The following is an 18,649-nucleotide window of genomic DNA, read 5'->3' on the forward strand; positions in this document are numbered from 1 at the left end:
CGGCCGGGCCGTTGCGGCGTGGCACAGGGCCGTTCACGCCGCAGGCAGTTCGGGGCCGCCGTCGAGCAGCGCGGCGAGCAGGTCCCCCGACTTCTCGACCCGCCGCAACACCTCCCCTGCGGTGTACGGCTTCGCCGAAGGCCGTTTCCCCGCCGCCCCCGCCTCGACCTCGTCCCAGGTCAGCGGGGTGGACACCGCAGGGGTCGACTGCGCCCGCAGCGAGTACGGCGCGACCGTCGTCTTCGCCGCGTTGTTCTGACTCCAGTCGATGAAGACCTTCCCGGGCCGCAGGTTCTTCGCCATCCTCGACACGATCAGGCCGGGGTGCGTCTGCTCCAGTTCCTGCGCGATCCGCCTGGCGTAGCCGGAGACGACCTCGGCGTCCTGGGTGCCGCCGATGGGGCAGCAGAGCTGCATGCCCTTCTTGCCGGAGGTCTTCGGATAGGCCCGCACCCCGTCGAGGGTGAGCCGGTCGCGCATCAGGACCGCCACCTGGCAGCACTGTCGCAACGATGCCGGCGGCCCGGGGTCGAGGTCGACGACCATCAGATCCGGGTGGGTGCCGATCCGCCACTGCGGGGTGTGCAGTTCGAGGGCGGCGAGATTCGCCAGCCAGACCAGGGTGGGCAGGTCGTCGGCGACCACGTAGTCGATGGTCTCCCGGCCCCTGCTCGACCCGGGGACGGGCAGCGTCTCGGTGCGTACCCAACGGGGGGTTGCCGCCGGGGCGTTCTTCTCGAAGAACGAGCCGCCGGTGACGCCGTTGGGGAAGCGGATCCGGGTCAACGCCCGGTCGGCCAGGTGCGGCAGCAACACCGGGGCGATCCGGGTGTAGTAGTCGATCACCTCGCCCTTGGTGAAACCGGCCTCCGGGTAGAGCACCTTGTCCAGGTTGGACAGGTCCAGCGCCCGGCCGTCCACCTCGACCCGCACCCGTTCAGGCATCCTCGACCTCCCCGGGTGGCTTGTCGGGGCGCAGCCGCAGCACCCGGGGGAACCGCAGCCGCCCGTCCGGGGTGCGCTGGCCGTACTTGACCTCCACCACGATCCGGGGGGTCACCCAGATCGCCCCCCGGGCATCCTCGCGCGGCACGTCCCCGGCGAACGGCGACCTGTCGGCGCGCAGTGGTTCGAGCTCGCGCAGCAGTTCCCGTTCCAGGGCCGCGCCGATCCCGCCGCCGACCCGCCCCCGGTAGGTGAGCCGCCCGTCCGGGCGCGGCACCCCGACCAGCAGCCCACCGATCTTCCGGACGCCGGGCCGCCAGCCGCCGACCACGAAGTCGCCTGTCACCTCCAGCTTGACCTTCACCCAGTCCGCCGAGCGCACCCCCGGTCGGTAGGCGGCCCCGACCCGCTTGGCCATCACCCCTTCCAGCCCGTGCTCGCCGGCCGCCTGGTAGGTCGCCGCACCGTCGGTGAAGAAAGGCGGGACCGCCCACCGCGCCGCCCCCAACCCCAGGCCGTCGAGCGCCGCCCGCCGTTCGTGGTACGGCCGCCCGGTCAGGTCCTCGCCGCGCCAGCGCAACAGGTCGAAGATCATGTACGTGACCGGGATCGTCGCCGCCAGCCGGGCCGCCTTCGCCCGGTCCCGCACGTGCATCCGCTCCGCCAGGGCGGTGAACGAGGGCTGCCCGGCCGGGTCGAAGAGGACCACCTCGCCGTCGAGCAGCGCGTCGTCGACCTGCTCGGCCAGGGTCACCAGCTCGGGGTACGCGGCGGTGATCTCCACGCCGGAGCGGGCGTACAGGTGCGGATGGCCGCCGACCAGGTCGGCGAGCGCGCGTACCCCGTCCCACTTGAACTCGTACGCCCAGCCGGCACCCACCGGGAGCGGCCCGGTCATCGCGAGCATCGGCTTCAACGGCGCGCCGGGCACCTGTCCGACTGTAGTTGGGCACGGAAGCGGGTGCGGTGGCTTCGATCGTTTGCGATCCTGGTCAGATCGGGGAGAGGAGCAGGGGATGCGGGCGATCTGGAAGGGAGCGGTGTCGTTCGGGCTGGTCTCGATCGGGGTGAAGCTCTACTCGGCCACCGAGGAGAAGGACATCCGGTTCCACCAGGTGCACCGGGACGACGGCGGCCGCATCCGCTACAAGCGCACCTGCTCGGTCTGCGGCGAGGAGGTCAGCTACGACGACATCGCCAAGGGGTACGACCTCGGTGGTGGCGAGATGGTGATCCTGACCGACGCCGACTTCGCCGACCTGCCGCTCACCAGTTCCCGGGCGATCGACGTGCTGGAGTTCGTCCCCGCCGAGCAGGTCGACCCGATCCTCTACAACAAGGCGTACTTCCTGGAGCCGGAGGGGACCGCCACCAAGCCGTACGTGCTGCTGCGCGACGCGCTTGCCGACTCGGAGCGGGTGGCGATCGTCAAGGTGGCGCTGCGCCAGCGGGAACAGTTGGCCACCCTGCGGGTCCGCGACGGGGTCCTGCTGCTCAACACGATGCTCTGGCCCGACGAGGTGCGCACCCCCGACTTCGGTTTCCTGGACGAGGACCTGAAGGTCCGCCCGCCGGAGCTGGCGATGGCCGCCTCGCTGATCGACTCGATGGCCGGCGAGTTCCAGCCGGACGCCTTCACCGACGACTACCGGGCGGCGTTGCAGGAGGTCATCGACGCGAAGGTGGAGGGCCGCGAGGTGGTCCAGCCGGCGGAGGAGGAGGCCGCGCCGGCCGCCGCGGTGGACCTGATGGCGGCGTTGAAGGCGTCCGTCGAACGGGCCCGGGTCGCCCGGGGCGAGGCACCGGCAGGCGGGGCCGGCGAGCCGACGCCCATCTCGTCGGCCCGGTCGGCCAAGCAGGCGGCCGGGAGCCCGGGGGCGAAGGCCGAGCCGGCGAAGAAGACCCCGGCCGGCAAGGCCGCCGCGAGGAAGACCCCCGCGAAGAAGGCGGAACCGGCGAAGAAGACCGCCGCGAAGAAGACCCCGGAGAAGAAGGCCGCCAAGGCACCCGCCAAGAAGACCACCGAGAAGAAGACCGCCCCGCGCAGGAGCGCCTGACCGGGTGCCCCGGCGGGTGCCGGAGAGCCACCCGTGGCCGACTCCGCGGTGCCACGACGCCCGGCGCGACGCAGCCGTCCCGCCGGGGTCCGTCCCGTCGGTCAGCCCATACCGAGCTTCTGGGTGGGCGTGATCCGGACGATCACCCGCTCCTCGCCGGGCCGCCGGAACGGGTAGGTGTCCTGCCCGTGGCACCCGCCGGAAATCGGGAGGAACGGGGGGCCGTGTCGCATCCGGGGACATGGTGGCGGGCGACCGCCCACCCACGGCATCTATCCGGGTACCGTGTGCGCTGGCCACGGCACCGGGTCGCCGGGCCGGCCACCCACATCAGCAGGGAGTCGAGGACGTGAGCGAGCGTACGGAGAACCGTCCGGCAGACCAGGGCGAGGGCCAGGGCCAGGGCCAGGAGACGAAGGCACAGCGGCGGCTCGCCGCCCAGTTGGCGGCGCAGAAGGCCGCCGAGGCGCGCAAGCGCCGGCAGGCGTGGCTGGGCGCCGTCGCCGGTGTGGCCGTCATCGCGGTGATCGTCGGGGTGTTCGTGGTGGTCCGCAACGGCGAGAAGGACGACCCGAAGCCGGCGGCGGCTCCGGTCGGCTGCGCGGGTGACTTCCCCAAGCTGCCCGAGGGTGCCGACCAGGCGCTGTGCACCAAGCCCCAGGCGACCAAGGGCGAGGGCGAGCTGACCGGGCTGAAGGCCACCCCGCTGATCCGGGGCACCGGCCCGGCCGCCCAGGCCGGCCAGCAGATCACCGTCAACTACGTCGGTGTGTCGTACAAGACCGGTGAGGAGTTCGACGCCTCCTGGAAGCGGTCCGAGCCGTTCAGCTTCGGCCTCGGCCAGGGCAACGTCATCCCGGGTTGGGACCAGGGCATGCAGGGCCAGACCGTGGGCAGCCGGGTCCAGCTCGACATCCCCGCCGACCTGGCGTACGGCGACAAGCCGCAGCGTCCGGGAGCACCGGCCGGCCCGCTGCGGTTCATCGTCGACGTGCTGGCGGTGCAGTAGACCACAGGGGTCTTCCGGCCCGACACCTACCAGCAGTAGGTTCGGGGTCACCGTGAGCGGCCGGTCCGCGCACGGTGACCCCTCACCGACGGCGGAGGTGCGCGTGCCGGCGCTTGACGTTCCCGGGCAGACCGCCCGGCTGATGTGGACGTACGTCGAACCCCTGCACGCGATCACCTATTTCCATCCCCGGGTCCGCGCCGCCCACGAGGCGATCGGGTTGCGCGGTTACTGGCGGGGCTACTTCGCCGGCCGGGCCGCCCCGCTCGGCCCGGTCGACGCCGCCCCGGTGATCGCGGCCTTCTTCACCTTCGCCCCGTCGATGGTGAGCCGCGCGCTGCCTGCCGTGTGGCAGCTGGCCACCCCCGAGGAGGCGTTGCGCGCCCGGCTCACCGGGGCCGTGCAGGCGCTTGCCGAACTCACCTACGAACTACCCGAGGCGCACCTGGCCGAGGCGGCCGAGTTGCTGGAGGTGGCGGCCGTCGGGGCCGACACCGGCGGGCGGGTGCTCGGCGCGGCCAACGCCGCCCTGCCGCGCGGCGACTACCCGTTGGCCCGCCTCTGGCAGGCGGCCACCACGCTGCGCGAGCACCGGGGCGACGGGCACGTGGCCGCCCTGGTCGCCGCCGGTCTCGACCCGGTCGAGACGTTGGCCTTCCGGGTCGCGGTGGACCGGCCGGCGGAGCACCTGCTCGGCCGGGGCTGGACCCCGGAGCAGTGGGCCGGGGCCAGGGCCAGGCTGGTCGACCGGGGTTGGCTGACCGGCGACGGCGAGCCGACCGAGGCGGGGCACAGCGGTTTCCGGGCCGTCGAGGACGCCACCGACCGCGCCGCCACGCGCCCGTGGCAGGCCCTCGGCCCGGACCGCACCGATCGGCTCCGCGAACTGCTCGACCCGGTCGCCCGCGCCTGTCACACAGTCATCCCCCCGGACAACCCCGTCGGGCTGCCCGCCCTGCGTTCCTGACCACCCGGCGTTCCTGACCACCCGGCGTTCCTGACCACCCGGCGCTCCTGACCACCCGGCGCTCCTGACCACCCGGCGCTCCTGACCACCCGGCGCTCCTGACCACCCGGCGCTCCTGACCACCCGGCGCTCCTGACCACCCGGGTCGCGGCCCGTCATCCGGTGGTGGCCGCCGAACCGGGCTGAGCGTTCAGCCGCACGGTGGGCTGGTCGACCGCTGCCGAACGCCATCGGATCGACCCGGTCGCCGCGGCCATCGACGCGATATTGACACATCTATTAACCTCGGTAAGACTGCGGCGTCGGGAGCGCTCCCACGTCGGGGTGGAATGTCGTCTCCTACCCGCCGTGGCACCGTCACGGACCCTCCACTTCCAGGTCGGCTGCCGGACGCCACGAGCCCCTCGACCACCGCGACGGTGGCCGTCGCGCGAGCCGGCTCCCGCGCACGCCGCGGCCTGCCCGGTCGCGAAAGGTAGGAACGTGCGACGTACGAAGACCGACCAATGGAGCCAGGAACTACGCGACGTGCGCGACCCCGCAGAGCTGTTCGGCGGGAGCGCCCAGACGGCGGTTCTCCGCCTGCTCACCATGGCGGGCAAGGTGCCCTTCCGGTCCGCCTTCGACGGTCTGACCCTGCGCGAGCAGGCGATCGTCCGGCACCTGCTCGGCCGGCAGGAACTGCGGCTGACACCACCCGGGGTCGACGTGCCGCCCGCCCCGTTCGTGCTGTGCCACTCGGCGCTCGGCAAGCTGACCGTGCACGAACCGGCGCGGGGTGACCTGCCGACCGAGGAGGTCGTGGCCGAGCTCGCGCTGCCCGGGTGGCTGGTCGAGATGCTCGACGAGGAGTGCCTGGCGGCCGAGGCCGAGGAGGAGCACCAGCGCTACGAGTTCGATCACCTGCTGCACACCTGGCACGCCGACGGCAGCCTGGCCGAACGGCTGGAGGAGGTCATCGACTGGGTCGAGCGCGTCGAGACCGTCCTGGTCTACGTCCGGCGTCGGGTGTTCTCCCGTTCCGACTCCGGGTCCAGCACCCTCATCCGCGACGGCGTGCTGCCCGCGCTGCGCGGCCGTCCACCTGCCGACTGGAGCCCGGAGGAGCGGCTGTTCGTGGCCGCCATCCAGCTGCTGTTCCGCACCGGCCGGGCGGTCCGGTTCGAGGAGTTCAACGGCCGCCAGCTCAGCGCCGTCGGCCTGCGGCGGGTGCTCACCACCCGCTGCGCCGCGTACCTGGGGGTGCTCGGTGAGCCGGTCACCGGGCAGCTCAGCACCGCGACCCTGACCGAGTTGGCCGCGCTCGCCGGTGACCTGGTCGAACGCGTCGACGGCGGCGGTCACATGCGGTACCGGCGGGTCAACGGGCTGACCTACGCCAAGGACGAGTACCTGCTGCCGTGGGCGCAGGAGCAGCGCGGTCACACCGAGCTGCCCCGGGAGCTGCCCGCCCTGACCGGCGCCCCGACCGGGCCGGACGACGGCGAGGACCCCGCCGCCTGGGTACGGCGTGCCACCGCCGCCGCACTGCGTACCGCGCACCGCAGCGGCGACGAGCACGACCTGACCCGGATCCTGGAGGGCCTCGTGCTGGGCGCGGTCGTCGATGCCCGCGCCGACTACGGCATGTCCAGCGGCATCCGCGACCTGTCCCGACTGGACGGACCGGCCGGTCAGTACGGTGAGGAGGTGGCGGGCCTGAAGAAGCCGGACTTCTTCTGCTGCGTGCTGCCCAGCCCCGCGATGGCCGTCGACCTGCCCACCGACGCGGTCACCGACATCCTGTGGCAGGTCGCGCAACGGATGATGTACAACCGTTGGCACTTCGTGCCGGGCAACTTCGACCGGGTCGAGGTGCCCCGCCAACGGCACTACTTCTTCCCACCGCTGGTGCCCGACATCGGCGAGTGGGGCGACCTGCGCCACGGCGGCCACAGCACCGCCCGCGTCCGTTACACCCTGCGGGCGCCCGGCGCGGCGATGTGGAAGCAACCGCTCACCGTCTCCGGACGGCAGTACCGGGGCGCGTTCGACATCCGGCTGGTACGCATGGACGGACCACCGTTCACCCTGGACGACCTGCGGATCGCCTGCCGGTACTCGGCGCTTGTGGACGTACTCTGGCGGGAGATCGCCGGCTACGCCGAAGCCCACGACGGCTGGACCCCGACGATCACCGCGTTCGGCGGCGACTGGTATGCGAAGAGCGCCTGGCACGTGCCCGTCGAGCGGCTGACCGCGACCGCGCAGCCGGTCGGCGGGATGGCGTGAGCCCCCGCCCGCTCCACGTCGTCGTCAACGACGAGGACCAGTACTCGGTGTGGCCGACCGACCGGGCCCTGCCGGGCGGCTGGACGACGGTGTTCACCGGGGCGGTCGAGGCGTGTCTGGCGCACATCGCCGCGCACTGGACCGACCTGCGGCCCGCCTCACTGCGTACCACCGCGGGCGTTCCCGGCCGGGCCGTCACGGCGGCGCCGGCCACGGTGGACGCGGTGCGGTCGGTCGCCACCGGCCCGCGCCGCTCCTTCGGCCAGGCACCGTTGCACGTCCTCGTCGACCGGGCGCTGGCGGCCGATCCCGGGCGCGTCGCGGTGCGCTGTGCGGGGGCCGAGGTCACCGCGGGCGACCTGCTGACCCGGGTCCGGCACACCGCGCGGGTGCTGCGGGCGCACGGTGCGGGGCCGGAGACGCCGGTCGCGGTGCTGCTGCCCCGGTCGGTGGACGCGGTGGTGGCGATCCTCGCGGTGCTGGCGGCCGGGTCGGCGTACCTGCCGCTGTCCGTCCAGGATCCGGCGGACCGGCGGGCCCGGATCCTTGCGGACGCGGGCGACCCGGTGCTGCTGGTCGGACCGGGGCAGCGAGGGCTGGTGCCCGCCGGCTACCCGGCGGCCGTACTCGACGTGACGGACCTGCCCGACCGGCTCGGCGACGACGGCGACGGCGACGGCGGCTGCCGGGTGGAGAACCTGGCGTTCGTCATGTACACCTCGGGCACCAGCGGGGCACCCAAGGGGGTGCTCGGCACCCACCGGCAACTGGTCAACTACGTGCACTGGTGCGCCGAGGAGTTCGCCTTCCAGCCGCAGGAGCGGGCCGTGCTGCACGCCCCGCTCTATTTCGTCGGCTCGGTGATGACGCTGTTCACCGCCCTGGTCGCGGGCTGGGAGCTGGAGGTCGCACCGGAGCCGGTCGCCTTCGACGACCTGATCGCGCTGACCGCCGCCGCGCCGTGCGGCTTCCTGAAGCTCACCCCGTCGCACGTGCGGGCGATGACCGCCCTGGGCGGGGTGGACGACGTCGCCCGTCAGGTCATGATCGGCAGCGAGCCGCTGTACCTGACCCCCGAGTTCGACAGGTGGATCAGCAACAGCCCGAAGTCCGGTTTCGGCAACCACTACGGCATGAGCGAGACCGTCGGCGCCACCTGGTACTGGATCGGCACGGACCGTACGGTCGGTCGGCGGTTGCCGGTCGGCGCACCCATCCCCAACGCCGAGGTGCACATCCTCGACGAGGAGGGCCAGCCCGTGCCGCTCGGCGAGACCGGCGAGATCTGCCTGGGCGGGGCCGTCGTCGGCCGTGGCTACCACGGCCAGCCGGTGTTGACCGCCCAGCGGTGGATCCCGCACCCGGCGGGCGGTGGGGCACGCCTGCTGCGCACCGGGGACCTCGGCCGGTTGGGACCGGACGGGGTGCTCGACGTGCTCGGCCGCGCCGACCGGCAGGTGAAGATCCGTGGTCAGCGCGTCGAACCGCCAGCCGTCGAGGACGCGCTGCGCCGCTGCCCCGGTGTCGCCGAGGCGGTGGTGATCGCCGAACCCGACGGCCACGACCTGCGCCTGGTCGCCTACCTGCGGTCCGACGACGAGCTGCCGCCCACCGAGGCGCAGCTGCGGGCGCACGCCGCCGGGCTGCTGCCGGAGGCGTCCGTCCCGAGCCGGTTCCGGTACGTGGCGCAGTACCCGCTCACCCCGAACGGCAAGGTCGACACCCGCCGGCTGCCCGCCGTACCGACGGTGCGGCCCGCGCTGAGCACCGCGTACGTCGAACCCTGCGGCGAGCTGGAGACGGCGGTGGCGGGCGTGGTCGCCGGGGTGCTGCGGGTGGACCGGCTCGGCGTCGACGACGACTTCTTCGAACTGGGCGGCGACTCCATGCAGGTCGTCGAGGTCGTCACCCGGCTCGACGAGGAGCTGGGCCTGCCGGTGGGCATCGCCGACCTGTTCGACCGCCGCACGGTGCGTGCCCTGGCCGCCGTGGTGGACGGCCACGACCCGGCGACCGCCGGGGCACCGGAGGTGTCCACCGTGGAGCCCGTGGAGCCGCCGACCCGTACCGACGTCGGCCGGCCGGAGGTGCCCGGGGCGGCGGTCCAGGCGCGGTTCTCCGGGGCGTCCACCGCCTCCGCGCCGCTGACCTGGGGTCAGGCGGCCATGTACCGGCCCATGCAGTGGTTCGGGGAGGCCAGCCGGGACTTCAACATCAGGCGGGTGCTGCGGCTGACCGCCCCGGTCCCGGCCGAGCGGGTCACCGCCGCCTGGTCGGAGCTGGTGCTGCGGCACCAGGTGCTGCGGACCCTGATGACCGACCACGCCGACGGCCCCCGGCAACACCTGCGCGCCGACGGGGCGTACCCGCCGCTGGTGCGCGACACCACCGGCGACGCGCTGCCGGAGGCGGCCGACGCCGCCGCCGCCGAGCTGGCCGGTACCGCGTTCGCGCTGGACCGGGAGTGGCCGGTCCGGTGGGCGCTGCTGCGCGTCGACGGCCTCGTCGAGGCCGTCGCCGTGGCCGCGTCGCACGTGGCGTTGGACGGCTGGTCGCTGGAGCTGCTGCTGGCCGACCTACGCACGCTGGTCGACGGTGAGCGGACCCTGCCCGCGCCGGGCTGGCAGCCGGTGGACCAGGCCGGCTACGAGGCCTCACCGGCCGGGCAGCGCCGCGCCCACCAGTCGCTTGCCTACTGGCGGGCCCGCCTGCCCGACGTGCCGCACCGGATCTTCGACGGGCCGGAGCAGGACGGGGAGGCGCTGCCCGTCGTCACCTGGCGGATGGAGTCCACCGCCGTGGCCACCGCCGCCGCCGCGCTGGCCGAACGCACCGGGGCGTCTTCGTCCACAGTGGTGCTGACCGCCGCGCTGCTGGTCCAGACGGCGCTGACCGGCCGGGACCGGGCCGTGGTGAAGCTGATCGCGGGCAACCGGAACACCCCCCGTCAGCGGGAGTTGGCCACCGGCATCGCGCAGAACGCGCTGCTGGTCTTCGACGTCGGTGACGGCGACCTCGACGACGCCGTCCGGCGCTGCTACCGCGACTCGACCGAGTCTTACTTCCACGCCACCTACCCGCCGGACGCGTTGGACGACCTGATCGCGGCCGAGGGCGCGCAGGCCGACCTGTCGGTCTACTTCAACGACGCCCGGATGGGCCGGGACTTCGACGTGCCGGCCGGCCCGCCCGACCGCGCGACGCTGACGGAGTTGGCCGCGCACACCACCGTCCGGCAGATCGCCGCCGTCGCCCGCCACGACATGACCTTCTTCCTGGCCATGCCCCACCTGGCCGGCGGCTGCGCGCTGCACCTGCTGGCCGACACCCGGCGGGTACCCGCGGCCACCTGCCTGCGGGCGCTGCGGGGCATCGAGACGCTGCTGTCCGAGGCGGTGCTGCGACCGGTGCAGGTCCGGGACGTCGCCGCACTGCTGGACCTCGGTTGACCCTCCCACCCCCACCGCAAGGAGCCTCGATGACCGACCCGTACCCGCTGCTGCACCGACTCGCCGCCGACGACGACGCCGCGCTCACCGGCACCCCCCTGCCGCCCGACGGCCGCTACCAGGTCGTCACCACCACTGTCGACGAGGTCACCGCCCAGATCGTGCGCACCCTGCGGGAGGGGTTCGCCGGTCGGCGCCCGGCCGACTACCCGCTGCTGGTGCTCGGCTGGGGACGCTGCCGGGTCGGCTCGACGGCGGTGACCAACCTGTTCGGCATGGCGCGGGCAGCCGCCTACTACCAGCCGGTCAAGACCATCGGCCGGTTCGCGCTGACCGGCGGCGAGGGCTCGCCGTGGAAGCTGCCCGACGGCGAGCCGGTGCTGTTCGCCAAGGAGATGGCCGGGCCGTACGTGCCGTTCGAGGCGCTGTTCAACCCGGCCCGCTGCCTGATCGAGGCCGGTTGGCCGGTCGACCGGCTGCGCCTGCTGGTGCTGGACCGGCAGCCCCGGGCCTCGCTCGACTCGTGGATGGCCAAGTGGGAGGGGAAGATCGGCCGTGAGCGGGTGGTGGAGAACTTCGTGCTGAGCACCCTCAACTACGCCCGGATGCGCCGTTACGCCGAGGCCGAGGGGCTGGCGGTGACGCACTTCCCGTACGAGTGCAGTCGGCTCCCGGAGGAGACGGTGTCGCGGTTGTTCTCGCGCCTGGGCATCGGCCACCTGTACCGGCCGGAGATGCTCACCGGCTGGGGCGCGGCCGGCGATCTCAACTCCGACCAGTCGAAGATCCACAACCCGGTCGAGCCGGAGCCGTACGTCGTGCCCGGCCTGCACGGCAACGCCGACGAGTACCGCTTCCGGGACCGGCAGGTGACCGTCCTCACCGAGCCGGAGCTGGCCGTGGCGGACAGCCCCGAGGTGGTCGGGTCTTACCAGGTCTCGGTGGACAGCTGTGTCCAGGAGTTGGACCTGCCCGCGCCGCTGCGGGACAGGGTCTTCGGCTGACCCCGATGGCCACCTCCACCGCCGGTACCGGGCAGCTGCGCGAGGCCGCACTCGCCCGACTGCGCATCGCCCGGCTGTTCCCCGCCGCCGGGCCGGGCTGGAGTGCCGTCGCGCTCGCGCTCAGCGTGGCCCGGGGGGTGCTGCCTGTCGGGTTCGCGCTCGCCGTCAGCACCACCGTCGGCCGGATCGGGCCGGTGCTGCACGGCACCGCCGGGCAGGGCGAGGTGTGGTGGCCGCTGGCCGTCGCCGGTGCGGCGCTGATCGCGCTGCAACTGGCCGAGGCGGCGCAGAAGGCCGTCGCCGAGCAGCTCGCCCGACGGGTCGACGGGCACATGTACCGGCGGCTGATCGCCGCGTCACTGTCGACGCGGGAGATCACCCCGCTGGAGGACCCGGCGGTCCTGGACGAGCTGGGCGAGGCCGGGCACGAGCTGCGGTTCGCGTTCCGCACCCCCGGGGCGGCGTACGCCGGGCTGATCGCGCTGGTCGGGCCGTACACCCAGGTCGTCGGGTTCACGGTGGTGGTCGCGGCGGTGCTCGGGCCGTGGGCGGCGCTGGCGATGCTGGTGGTGGTGCTGCTGTTCCGTCACGGCCAGCGCGGTGGGCTACGCCGCTACGCCCGGGTGATCCGGGACGTCGCGGACCTGCGCCGGGAGAGCCGTTACCTGCGCGGGCTGGCGATGGGCCCGGCTGCCGCCAAGGAGCTGCGCGTCTTCGGCCTGACCGGCTGGTTGACCGAGCGCTACCGGCAGGTCTACCGCCGCGCGCTGGCCCCGGTGTGGGCCGAGCGCCGGCGCATCTACCTGCGGCCCTACCTGGGGTACACGGCCGTCGGGCTGGTCGGGGTGGCTGCCGTGCTGGCGCTGGCCGGGGCCCGCGCCGCCGACGGGGTGATCGGCCTGGCCGGGCTGGCGCTGGTGCTCCAGGCGGTGATGGCGCTGATCCGGCTTGGCGAGTTCTATCCGGACTCCGACACCCAGACCCAGTACGGCATGAACGCCGAGACGGCCGTGACGGCGTTCGAACGGGCCATGGACCGCTACGCCGAACCGGCCGACACCGGCCGGGCGGCCGGACCGTCCGCCACCGTCGCCCCGGCGATCGACTTCACAGGCGTACGGTTCGGCTACCCCGGGGCGGCCCGGCCGGTGCTCGACGGCCTGGACCTGCACATCCCCGCCGGCCGGTGCACCGCCCTGGTCGGCGTGAACGGCGCCGGCAAGACCACCCTGGTCAAGCTGCTGGCCCGGCTCTACTCGCCAGGCGCCGGCACGGTACGCGCCGACGGTGTCGACCTCGCCGACCTGCCCGCCCGGGACTGGCAACGCCGGATCGCCGTGGTGTTCCAGGACTTCGTCCGCTACGAACTCTCGGCCGCCGCCAACATCGGCTTCGGCGCGGTCGAACACCTCGACGACCGGGCCGGGATCCTGCGCGCGGCGGAGGCGGCGGGGCTGCTCGACACCCTCGACGCCCTGCCGGACGGCCTGGACACGGTGCTGTCCCGGGCCTACGAGGGTGGCCTGGACCTGTCCGGCGGGCAGTGGCAGCGGATCGCCATCGCGCGTGCCCTGTTCGCGCTCTACCACGGCAGCACCGTGCTCGTGCTCGACGAGCCCACCGCCGCGCTGGACGTACGCGCCGAAGCCGAGTTCTTCGGCCGGTTCGCCGAGCTGACCCGGGGCCGGACGACGATCCTCATCTCGCACCGGCTGTCCAGCGTCCGGCTGGCCGACCGGATCGTCCTGCTCGACCAGGGGCAGGTGGTCGAGCAGGGCAGCCACGACGAGCTGGTTGCCGCGGGCGGCCGGTACGCCGCCATGTTCGCCCTCCAGGCGGAGCGCTTCGCCGACGACAGCCCGCTGACACAGGTACCGGGGTGAGGCGATGTTGACGGCGATCACCGGGCTGATGCGGCTGTCGTGGCGGCAGGACCGCCGCAAGATGGCAGTGGCGTTGGCCCTGATGGCGGGCAACGCGGTCGCGCTGCCGCTGGCCGCGGTGGCGCTCCGGCACCTCACCAACGCGGCGGCTGCCGGTCACGCCGGGACGGCCGCCTGGTCCGGCCTGGCCGTCGCGGTGGCCGCGATCGCGGCGCTCACCTGCGCGCACTTCGCCCACATCGGCTACTTCGAGGTGTCCGAGCTCAACGTGCTCAGCACCGACGAGCAGCTCATCGGGATCAGCAACGACACCCCGTACCTCGACCACCACGAGCGGCCCGACAGCGCCGACCGGATGGCCCTGGCCCAGGACGAGTTGCAGCGCATCGGCGAGGGGTTGCAGGCGCTGCTGACCGGCGGCTCGCTGGCCGTCAGCCTGCTGCTGACCACAGTGCTGCTCACCCTGGTCCACCCGGCGCTGGTGCTGCTGCCGCTGCTTGCCGCCCTGCCGGTGCTGGCGGCGCGGCGGGCCCAGGCCGCCGCCGACCGGGCGCGCGAGGAGAGCATCGTCGACACCCGGCAGGCCCGGCACCTGTTCGAACTGACCACCGACGCGGCCTCGGCCAAGGAGCTGCGGCTGCTGGGCCTGGTCGGGCACCTGCAACAGCGTTACGCCGGGCACTGGCGGCGGGCCACCGCCCGGATCTGGCGGGGCGAGCTGGCCGCCGGGTGGTGGCGCGCGGCCGGGCAGGGCGTGTTCGGCCTCGGGTACGTCGCCGCGCTGGTCCTGGTCGTCCACGACGCGATCAGGGGCCACGCGGACGTCGGCGACGTGGTGCTGGCCATCCTGCTCGCCTCGCAGCTCAACCAGCAGGTGGCTGCCGCCGTGACGATCACCCAGCAGCTCGTACGCAGCGGCCGGTCCCTGCGCCGGCTGGACGAGGTGCGTGAGCTGGTGCCGCAGCCGGTGCCGCCGCCCGACGCGCCGGCCACCCCGCTGCGCCCGCCCGCACGCCTGCTGGAGGGCATCCGCCTGCGGAACGTCACCTTCGGCTATCCCGGCGCGGCCGGGCCGGTGCTCCGCGACGTCGACCTGCTGCTGCCCGCCGGCTGCACGGTGGCGATCGTGGGCGAGAACGGCGCCGGCAAGACCACGCTGGTCAAGCTGCTCAACCGGTTCTACGAGCCCGACCGGGGCGCGATCGAGGTCGACGGCGTCGACCTGCGGCACCTCGACCTCGCCGCCTGGCGGGAGCGGACCACCGCCGCGTTCCAGGACTACGCCCGCCCGGAGCTGACCGCCCGGCTGGCGGTGGGCATCGGCGACCTGCCCCGGGCCACCGACGACGACGCGGTACGCACCGGCCTGGCCCGCGCGCACAGCGACGTCGTCGACCGGCTGCCGTACGGGCTGGACACCCGGCTGGGGCGCAGCCACGCCGACGGCGGGGTGGACGCCTCCGGCGGGCAGTGGCAGCAGCTCGCGCTCGGCCGGGCGATGATGCGCGACGCCCCGCTGCTGATGGTGCTCGACGAACCGGCGTCGGCGCTGGACGCCGAGGCCGAGCACCGGCTGTTCGCCCGGTATGCCGACGGCGCGGCCCGGGTCGCCGCCGACAGCGGCGGGGTCACGGTCTTCGTGTCGCACCGGCTCTCCACAGTCCGCAGCGCCGACCTGATCATCGTGATCGGCGACGGCGGGGTACGCGAGATGGGCACCCACGACGAACTGATCCGCCTCGACGGGATCTATGCCACCCTCTACGCCACCCAGGCCACCGCCTACCGCTGAGTTCATGGCCGCACCTTCGATGCGGGCCGCCGCTGCTGCCCGACCGGCACGGGGGCGGTCCGTCGGTGGACGACCAACCCCGCCGGCTGTACGAAGATCGACCGTCGGGCCACGGCATCCCCCTTGTCGTTCAGTTGGTAGACGTCGAGCCAGCACCAGCCGTCGTAGGTGATCCAGTCCAGCACCCGGATGACCCGGCACCGGATGGGCTTGACGAACTGCACGCTGGCCGCTCGCGTCACCTGGATCAGGTCACCCGCGCGGAGCGCCGTCATCGCAGGTCCCCCACTTGCTCGGTCACGACTCACCACCCGGCCACGGCCTTTGGTTGGTCATGAGTCGGCGGGCCGACCGGTTGGGCTTGGGCAGCCAACCGAGGAACCGGCGGTGGAGAGCGCCAGCCGGAGCCCAGCCCATGTCCTGCGTGGCTGACACCAGATGCGCGCCCAGGTAGAGGGCGAGGGACACCGGAGCGTTGTCGTACTCCGCGATCAACTCCCGGCGGCGGGTGGGACATGGCCAGGGCGATTCACACCCGGCACACGTCCAGACAGGCAGAACAGGTCCGTGGCTCGTCATCGGTCCACCACATCACACGATATTGTACGAGGGCAACCCCCAAGGACGTTGCCTTTCCCGCTACCGTTTGATGCAAGTGCGCCAGACCATAGCGTCAGGCTGTGGAGTTGCTCGGGCTGGATGAGATCCGCGACCTGCTCGGCGGGATCAGCAAGCAGCGCGCCACGATCATCGTGGGCCGCAAGGGATTCCCCGACCCCTTCGTCACCTTGAAGATGGGCCGCGTCTGGGATGGCAAGGCCGTCCGGGCCTGGATCGCCACGAACCGCCCCAGCCCCGCCGACGAGGACTGACCCCCACCGGGGCATACGTGCGGGACATGGACCGAGGGCCGGGCGACCTGATGGGGCCCTACGAGATCGCCCAACGCCTGGGCGTCTCCCGGTCGCGGTTCCAGCAGATCGCGAACCGGCCCACCTTCCCGAGGCCCTACCGGGAGCTGCGCGGCATGAAGGTGTGGCTGGCCGAGGACGTCGAGGAGTGGATCAGGGAACACCGCCGCCCCACGCCACCATCGGACGAAGATGATCAAAGCTGACGGAACGCATGGGTGAGCCTGAGGTCCCGGGACCGCTCGTCGGTCCGGGCGAGATCATTGACATGCTCGGCGTGAGCCGGTCGCGGTTCAGGCAGATCATCTTGCAGCCGTACTTCCCGCGCCCTTTCCAGATTTTGCAGGCCGGCGCGATCTGGCTGCGGTCGGACGTCGAGGCGTACATCCGGGACTACCGCCGTCCCAAGCCGCCAGCCGACGAGGACGAACAGGGCTGACTCGACCGGGGGCCACCACGAGACCGGCGGGCGCTGCCGGCACCGGGCGACCGGGGTCGGGCGGGGTCGGGGAGGATGTCGGGGTGACTGTGGATGCGGTGGTGTTCGACCTGGACGGCGTGATCGTGGACTCGGAGCCGGTCTGGGAGGAGGTGCGCCGGGCGTACGTGGCGGCGCGGGGCGGCACCTGGCAGCCCGACACCCAGCGGCGGCTGATGGGGATGAGCACCGGCGAGTGGGCCGAATACCTCAGCGGTGAGCTGGGCGTCGACCGGAGCGCCGCGCAGGTCGCCGTCGAGGTGGTCGAGGAGATGTCCCGGCGGTACGCGGTGCGCGTACCGCTTATCGACGACGCCGACCTGGTGGTGCGCCGGTTGGCCGCGCGGTGGCCGCTGGGGTTGGCCAGTTCCTCGCCGACCCGGCTGATCGCGGCGGCGCTGGCCGCCGCGGACCTCACCGCCGACTTCCGGGTGACCCTGTCGACCGAGCAGACCGCCCGGGGCAAGCCCGCACCCGACGTCTACCTGGCCGTCGCCGAACGGCTCGGGGTGGACCCGGCCCGGTGTGCCGCCGTGGAGGACTCCTCCAACGGGGTCCGCTCGGCCGCCGCCGCCGGGATGCGGGTGGTCGCGGTGCCGCACGGGTCGTACCCGCTGGACCCGGACGCGGCGGAGCTGGCCGCGGTGGTGCTCTCCTCGGTGCACGACCTCACCCCCGAGGTGGTGGACCGGCTCGGCTGAAACCGCCTCCGCGACCCGGCCGGGCCGCCTAGCGTCGGGACCATGAGAGCTGTGGTTTACCAGGGGCCGCACGAGGTGGCGGTCAACGACGTCGAGGACCCGCGCATCGAGCACCCGGACGACGTGGTCGTGCAGATCACCACGACCGCGATCTGCGGATCCGACCTGCACATGTACGAGGGGCGCACGCTCGCCGAGCCGGGCATCGTCTTCGGCCACGAGAACATGGGCACGGTGGTCGAGGCCGGGACCGGGGTACGCGGGATCAAGGTCGGCGACCGGGTGTCGATGCCGTTCAACGTGGCGTGCGGGTTCTGCCGCAACTGCCGGGAGCAGAAGACCGGTTTCTGCCTCACCGTCAACCCCGGCTTCGCCGGTGGCGCGTACGGCTACGTGGCGATGGGGCCGTACCGGGGTGGGCAGGCCGAATACCTGCGGGTGCCGTTCGCCGACTTCAACTGTCTGAAGCTGCCGCCCGGCACCGAGCACGAGAACGACTACGCGATGCTCGCCGACATCTTCCCCACCGGCTACCACGGGGTGGCGATGACCGGGCTGCGGCCGGGCGAGAACATCACCGTGATGGGTGGCGGGCCGGTCGGGCTGATGGCCGCGTACTCGGCGATCCTGATGGGTGCCGCCGAGGTGTTCCTGGTGGACAAGGTGCCGGACCGGCTGCGGCTGGCCGGGTCGATAGGCGCGACGCCCATCGACTTCTCGGCCGGGGATCCGGTGGCGCAGATCCTCGACCGGACCGACGGGGTGGGCACCGATCACGGGGTGGACGCGGTCGGCTACCAGGCCACCGGGGCGGGCGGCGCGGAGCAGCCGGCGTCGGTGCTGAACAGCCTGGTCGAGGTGGTCCGGGCGACCGGCGCGCTCGGCGTGGTCGGCCTCTATCTGGCGAACGACCCGGGTGCGCCGGACGAGCACTCCGGCAAGGGCGAGCTGCTGTTCAAGGTGGGCAAGTTCTTCGAGAAGGGCCTGCGGATGGGGACCGGGCAGGCCAACGTGAAGACCTACAACGAGTACCTGCGGAACCTGATCATGGCGGGTCGGGCCACGCCGAGCTTCGTGGTGAGCAAGGAGTTGCCGCTGGACGCGGCACCGGACGCGTACCGGCGTTTCGACAGTCGCGAGGAGGGCTACTCGAAGGTGGTGCTCAAACCGGCGGCCTGAGGA

General features: G+C 73.1%; 17 protein-coding genes. 13 read left to right on the top strand and 4 right to left on the bottom strand.

The window, feature by feature from the left end; translation table 11 throughout:
* Window positions 1-33 precede the first annotated feature (33 nt).
* Entirely contained in the window at window positions 34-945 is a 912-nt protein-coding gene (ligD, locus tag OHQ87_RS22015) for a non-homologous end-joining DNA ligase (RefSeq protein WP_328340698.1), read from the bottom strand.
* Entirely contained in the window at window positions 938-1,876 is a 939-nt protein-coding gene (ligD, locus tag OHQ87_RS22020) for a non-homologous end-joining DNA ligase (protein ID WP_328340700.1), read from the bottom strand. Before ligD (OHQ87_RS22020) ends, ligD (OHQ87_RS22015) begins: the two co-directional genes overlap by 8 nt.
* Before the next feature lie 85 nt (window positions 1,877-1,961).
* Here ligD (OHQ87_RS22020) and ku point away from each other — a divergent pair, with 85 nt between their 5' ends.
* Window positions 1,962-3,002, top strand: coding sequence for a non-homologous end joining protein Ku (gene ku / locus OHQ87_RS22025; RefSeq protein ID WP_328340702.1), 1,041 nt, complete (start codon window positions 1,962-1,964; stop codon window positions 3,000-3,002).
* Between the two features lie 101 nt (window positions 3,003-3,103).
* On the opposite strand, the gene OHQ87_RS22030 is transcribed toward ku, so the two are convergent.
* A complete protein-coding gene (locus OHQ87_RS22030; RefSeq protein WP_328340704.1) occupies window positions 3,104-3,235 on the bottom strand; it encodes a hypothetical protein in 132 nt (43 codons plus the stop codon).
* Between the two features lie 116 nt (window positions 3,236-3,351).
* Between OHQ87_RS22030 and OHQ87_RS22035 the strand changes: the two genes are divergently transcribed.
* From OHQ87_RS22035 to OHQ87_RS22065, 7 genes are all read left to right on the top strand, one after another.
* Window positions 3,352-4,011 carry an FKBP-type peptidyl-prolyl cis-trans isomerase gene (locus tag OHQ87_RS22035; protein ID WP_328340705.1) on the top strand — a complete coding sequence of 220 codons (660 nt, stop codon included), beginning with the start codon at window positions 3,352-3,354 and terminating at the stop codon, window positions 4,009-4,011.
* Between the two features lie 142 nt (window positions 4,012-4,153).
* Window positions 4,154-4,978 carry an SCO6745 family protein gene (locus tag OHQ87_RS22040; RefSeq protein ID WP_328348951.1) on the top strand — a complete coding sequence of 275 codons (825 nt, stop codon included), beginning with the start codon at window positions 4,154-4,156 and terminating at the stop codon, window positions 4,976-4,978.
* A gap of 483 nt (window positions 4,979-5,461) precedes the next feature.
* A complete protein-coding gene (locus OHQ87_RS22045; RefSeq protein ID WP_328340707.1) occupies window positions 5,462-7,249 on the top strand; it encodes a hypothetical protein in 1,788 nt (595 codons plus the stop codon).
* Complete coding sequence (locus OHQ87_RS22050) at window positions 7,246-10,698, top strand: amino acid adenylation domain-containing protein (RefSeq protein WP_328340709.1); 3,453 nt, start codon at window positions 7,246-7,248, stop codon at window positions 10,696-10,698. The genes OHQ87_RS22045 and OHQ87_RS22050 overlap by 4 nt, the downstream gene beginning before the upstream one ends.
* Window positions 10,699-10,727: 29 nt before the next feature.
* Window positions 10,728-11,702: a hypothetical protein gene (locus OHQ87_RS22055; protein ID WP_328340711.1), complete on the top strand. Its 975-nt coding sequence runs from the start codon at window positions 10,728-10,730 to the stop codon at window positions 11,700-11,702.
* A gap of 5 nt (window positions 11,703-11,707) precedes the next feature.
* Window positions 11,708-13,585, top strand: a complete 1,878-nt coding sequence (locus OHQ87_RS22060; protein ID WP_328340713.1) for an ABC transporter ATP-binding protein — start codon at window positions 11,708-11,710, stop codon at window positions 13,583-13,585.
* Between the two features lie 4 nt (window positions 13,586-13,589).
* Entirely contained in the window at window positions 13,590-15,377 is a 1,788-nt protein-coding gene (locus tag OHQ87_RS22065; RefSeq protein WP_328340715.1) for an ABC transporter ATP-binding protein, read from the top strand.
* 2 nt (window positions 15,378-15,379) lie between these two features.
* On the opposite strand, the gene OHQ87_RS22070 is transcribed toward OHQ87_RS22065, so the two are convergent.
* The gene (locus tag OHQ87_RS22070) at window positions 15,380-15,652 is read right to left on the bottom strand and encodes a hypothetical protein (protein ID WP_328340717.1); all 273 of its coding nucleotides are present in this window, start codon (window positions 15,650-15,652) and stop codon (window positions 15,380-15,382) included.
* A 405-nt stretch (window positions 15,653-16,057) separates the two neighbouring features.
* Between OHQ87_RS22070 and OHQ87_RS22075 the strand changes: the two genes are divergently transcribed.
* From OHQ87_RS22075 to OHQ87_RS22095, 5 genes are all read left to right on the top strand, one after another.
* Complete coding sequence (locus tag OHQ87_RS22075) at window positions 16,058-16,249, top strand: hypothetical protein (RefSeq protein WP_091244640.1); 192 nt, start codon at window positions 16,058-16,060, stop codon at window positions 16,247-16,249.
* Between the two features lie 26 nt (window positions 16,250-16,275).
* Window positions 16,276-16,494 carry a helix-turn-helix transcriptional regulator gene (locus tag OHQ87_RS22080; protein ID WP_328340719.1) on the top strand — a complete coding sequence of 73 codons (219 nt, stop codon included), beginning with the start codon at window positions 16,276-16,278 and terminating at the stop codon, window positions 16,492-16,494.
* Window positions 16,495-16,502: 8 nt separating this feature from the next.
* Window positions 16,503-16,727 (top strand): helix-turn-helix transcriptional regulator, encoded by a 225-nt coding sequence (locus OHQ87_RS22085; protein ID WP_091244637.1) that lies wholly within the window; start codon window positions 16,503-16,505, stop codon window positions 16,725-16,727.
* Between the two features lie 83 nt (window positions 16,728-16,810).
* Window positions 16,811-17,467, top strand: a complete 657-nt coding sequence (locus OHQ87_RS22090) for an HAD family hydrolase (RefSeq protein ID WP_328340720.1) — start codon at window positions 16,811-16,813, stop codon at window positions 17,465-17,467.
* 42 nt (window positions 17,468-17,509) lie between these two features.
* Window positions 17,510-18,646: a glutathione-independent formaldehyde dehydrogenase gene (locus tag OHQ87_RS22095; RefSeq protein WP_328340721.1), complete on the top strand. Its 1,137-nt coding sequence runs from the start codon at window positions 17,510-17,512 to the stop codon at window positions 18,644-18,646.
* Window positions 18,647-18,649: the final 3 nt, after the last annotated feature.

The organism is Micromonospora sp. NBC_00421, assembly GCF_036017915.1.
Classification (GTDB): Bacteria; Actinomycetota; Actinomycetes; order Mycobacteriales; family Micromonosporaceae; genus Micromonospora.

Excerpts from the sequence above, each read along its gene's own strand:
- OHQ87_RS22080 (WP_328340719.1), top strand. The coding sequence starts at position 16,276 with ATGGACCGAGGGCCGGGCGACCTGATGGGGCCCTACGAGATCGCCCAA.
- ku (WP_328340702.1), top strand. The coding sequence starts at position 1,962 with ATGCGGGCGATCTGGAAGGGAGCGGTGTCGTTCGGGCTGGTCTCGATC.
- OHQ87_RS22070 (WP_328340717.1), bottom strand. The coding sequence starts at position 15,652 with ATGACGGCGCTCCGCGCGGGTGACCTGATCCAGGTGACGCGAGCGGCC.
- OHQ87_RS22030 (WP_328340704.1), bottom strand. The coding sequence starts at position 3,235 with ATGCGACACGGCCCCCCGTTCCTCCCGATTTCCGGCGGGTGCCACGGG.
- ligD (WP_328340698.1), bottom strand. The coding sequence starts at position 945 with ATGCCTGAACGGGTGCGGGTCGAGGTGGACGGCCGGGCGCTGGACCTG.
- OHQ87_RS22055 (WP_328340711.1), top strand. The coding sequence starts at position 10,728 with ATGACCGACCCGTACCCGCTGCTGCACCGACTCGCCGCCGACGACGAC.
- OHQ87_RS22040 (WP_328348951.1), top strand. The coding sequence starts at position 4,154 with ATGTGGACGTACGTCGAACCCCTGCACGCGATCACCTATTTCCATCCC.
- OHQ87_RS22095 (WP_328340721.1), top strand. The coding sequence starts at position 17,510 with ATGAGAGCTGTGGTTTACCAGGGGCCGCACGAGGTGGCGGTCAACGAC.
- OHQ87_RS22085 (WP_091244637.1), top strand. The coding sequence starts at position 16,503 with ATGGGTGAGCCTGAGGTCCCGGGACCGCTCGTCGGTCCGGGCGAGATC.
- OHQ87_RS22065 (WP_328340715.1), top strand. The coding sequence starts at position 13,590 with ATGTTGACGGCGATCACCGGGCTGATGCGGCTGTCGTGGCGGCAGGAC.
- OHQ87_RS22060 (WP_328340713.1), top strand. The coding sequence starts at position 11,708 with ATGGCCACCTCCACCGCCGGTACCGGGCAGCTGCGCGAGGCCGCACTC.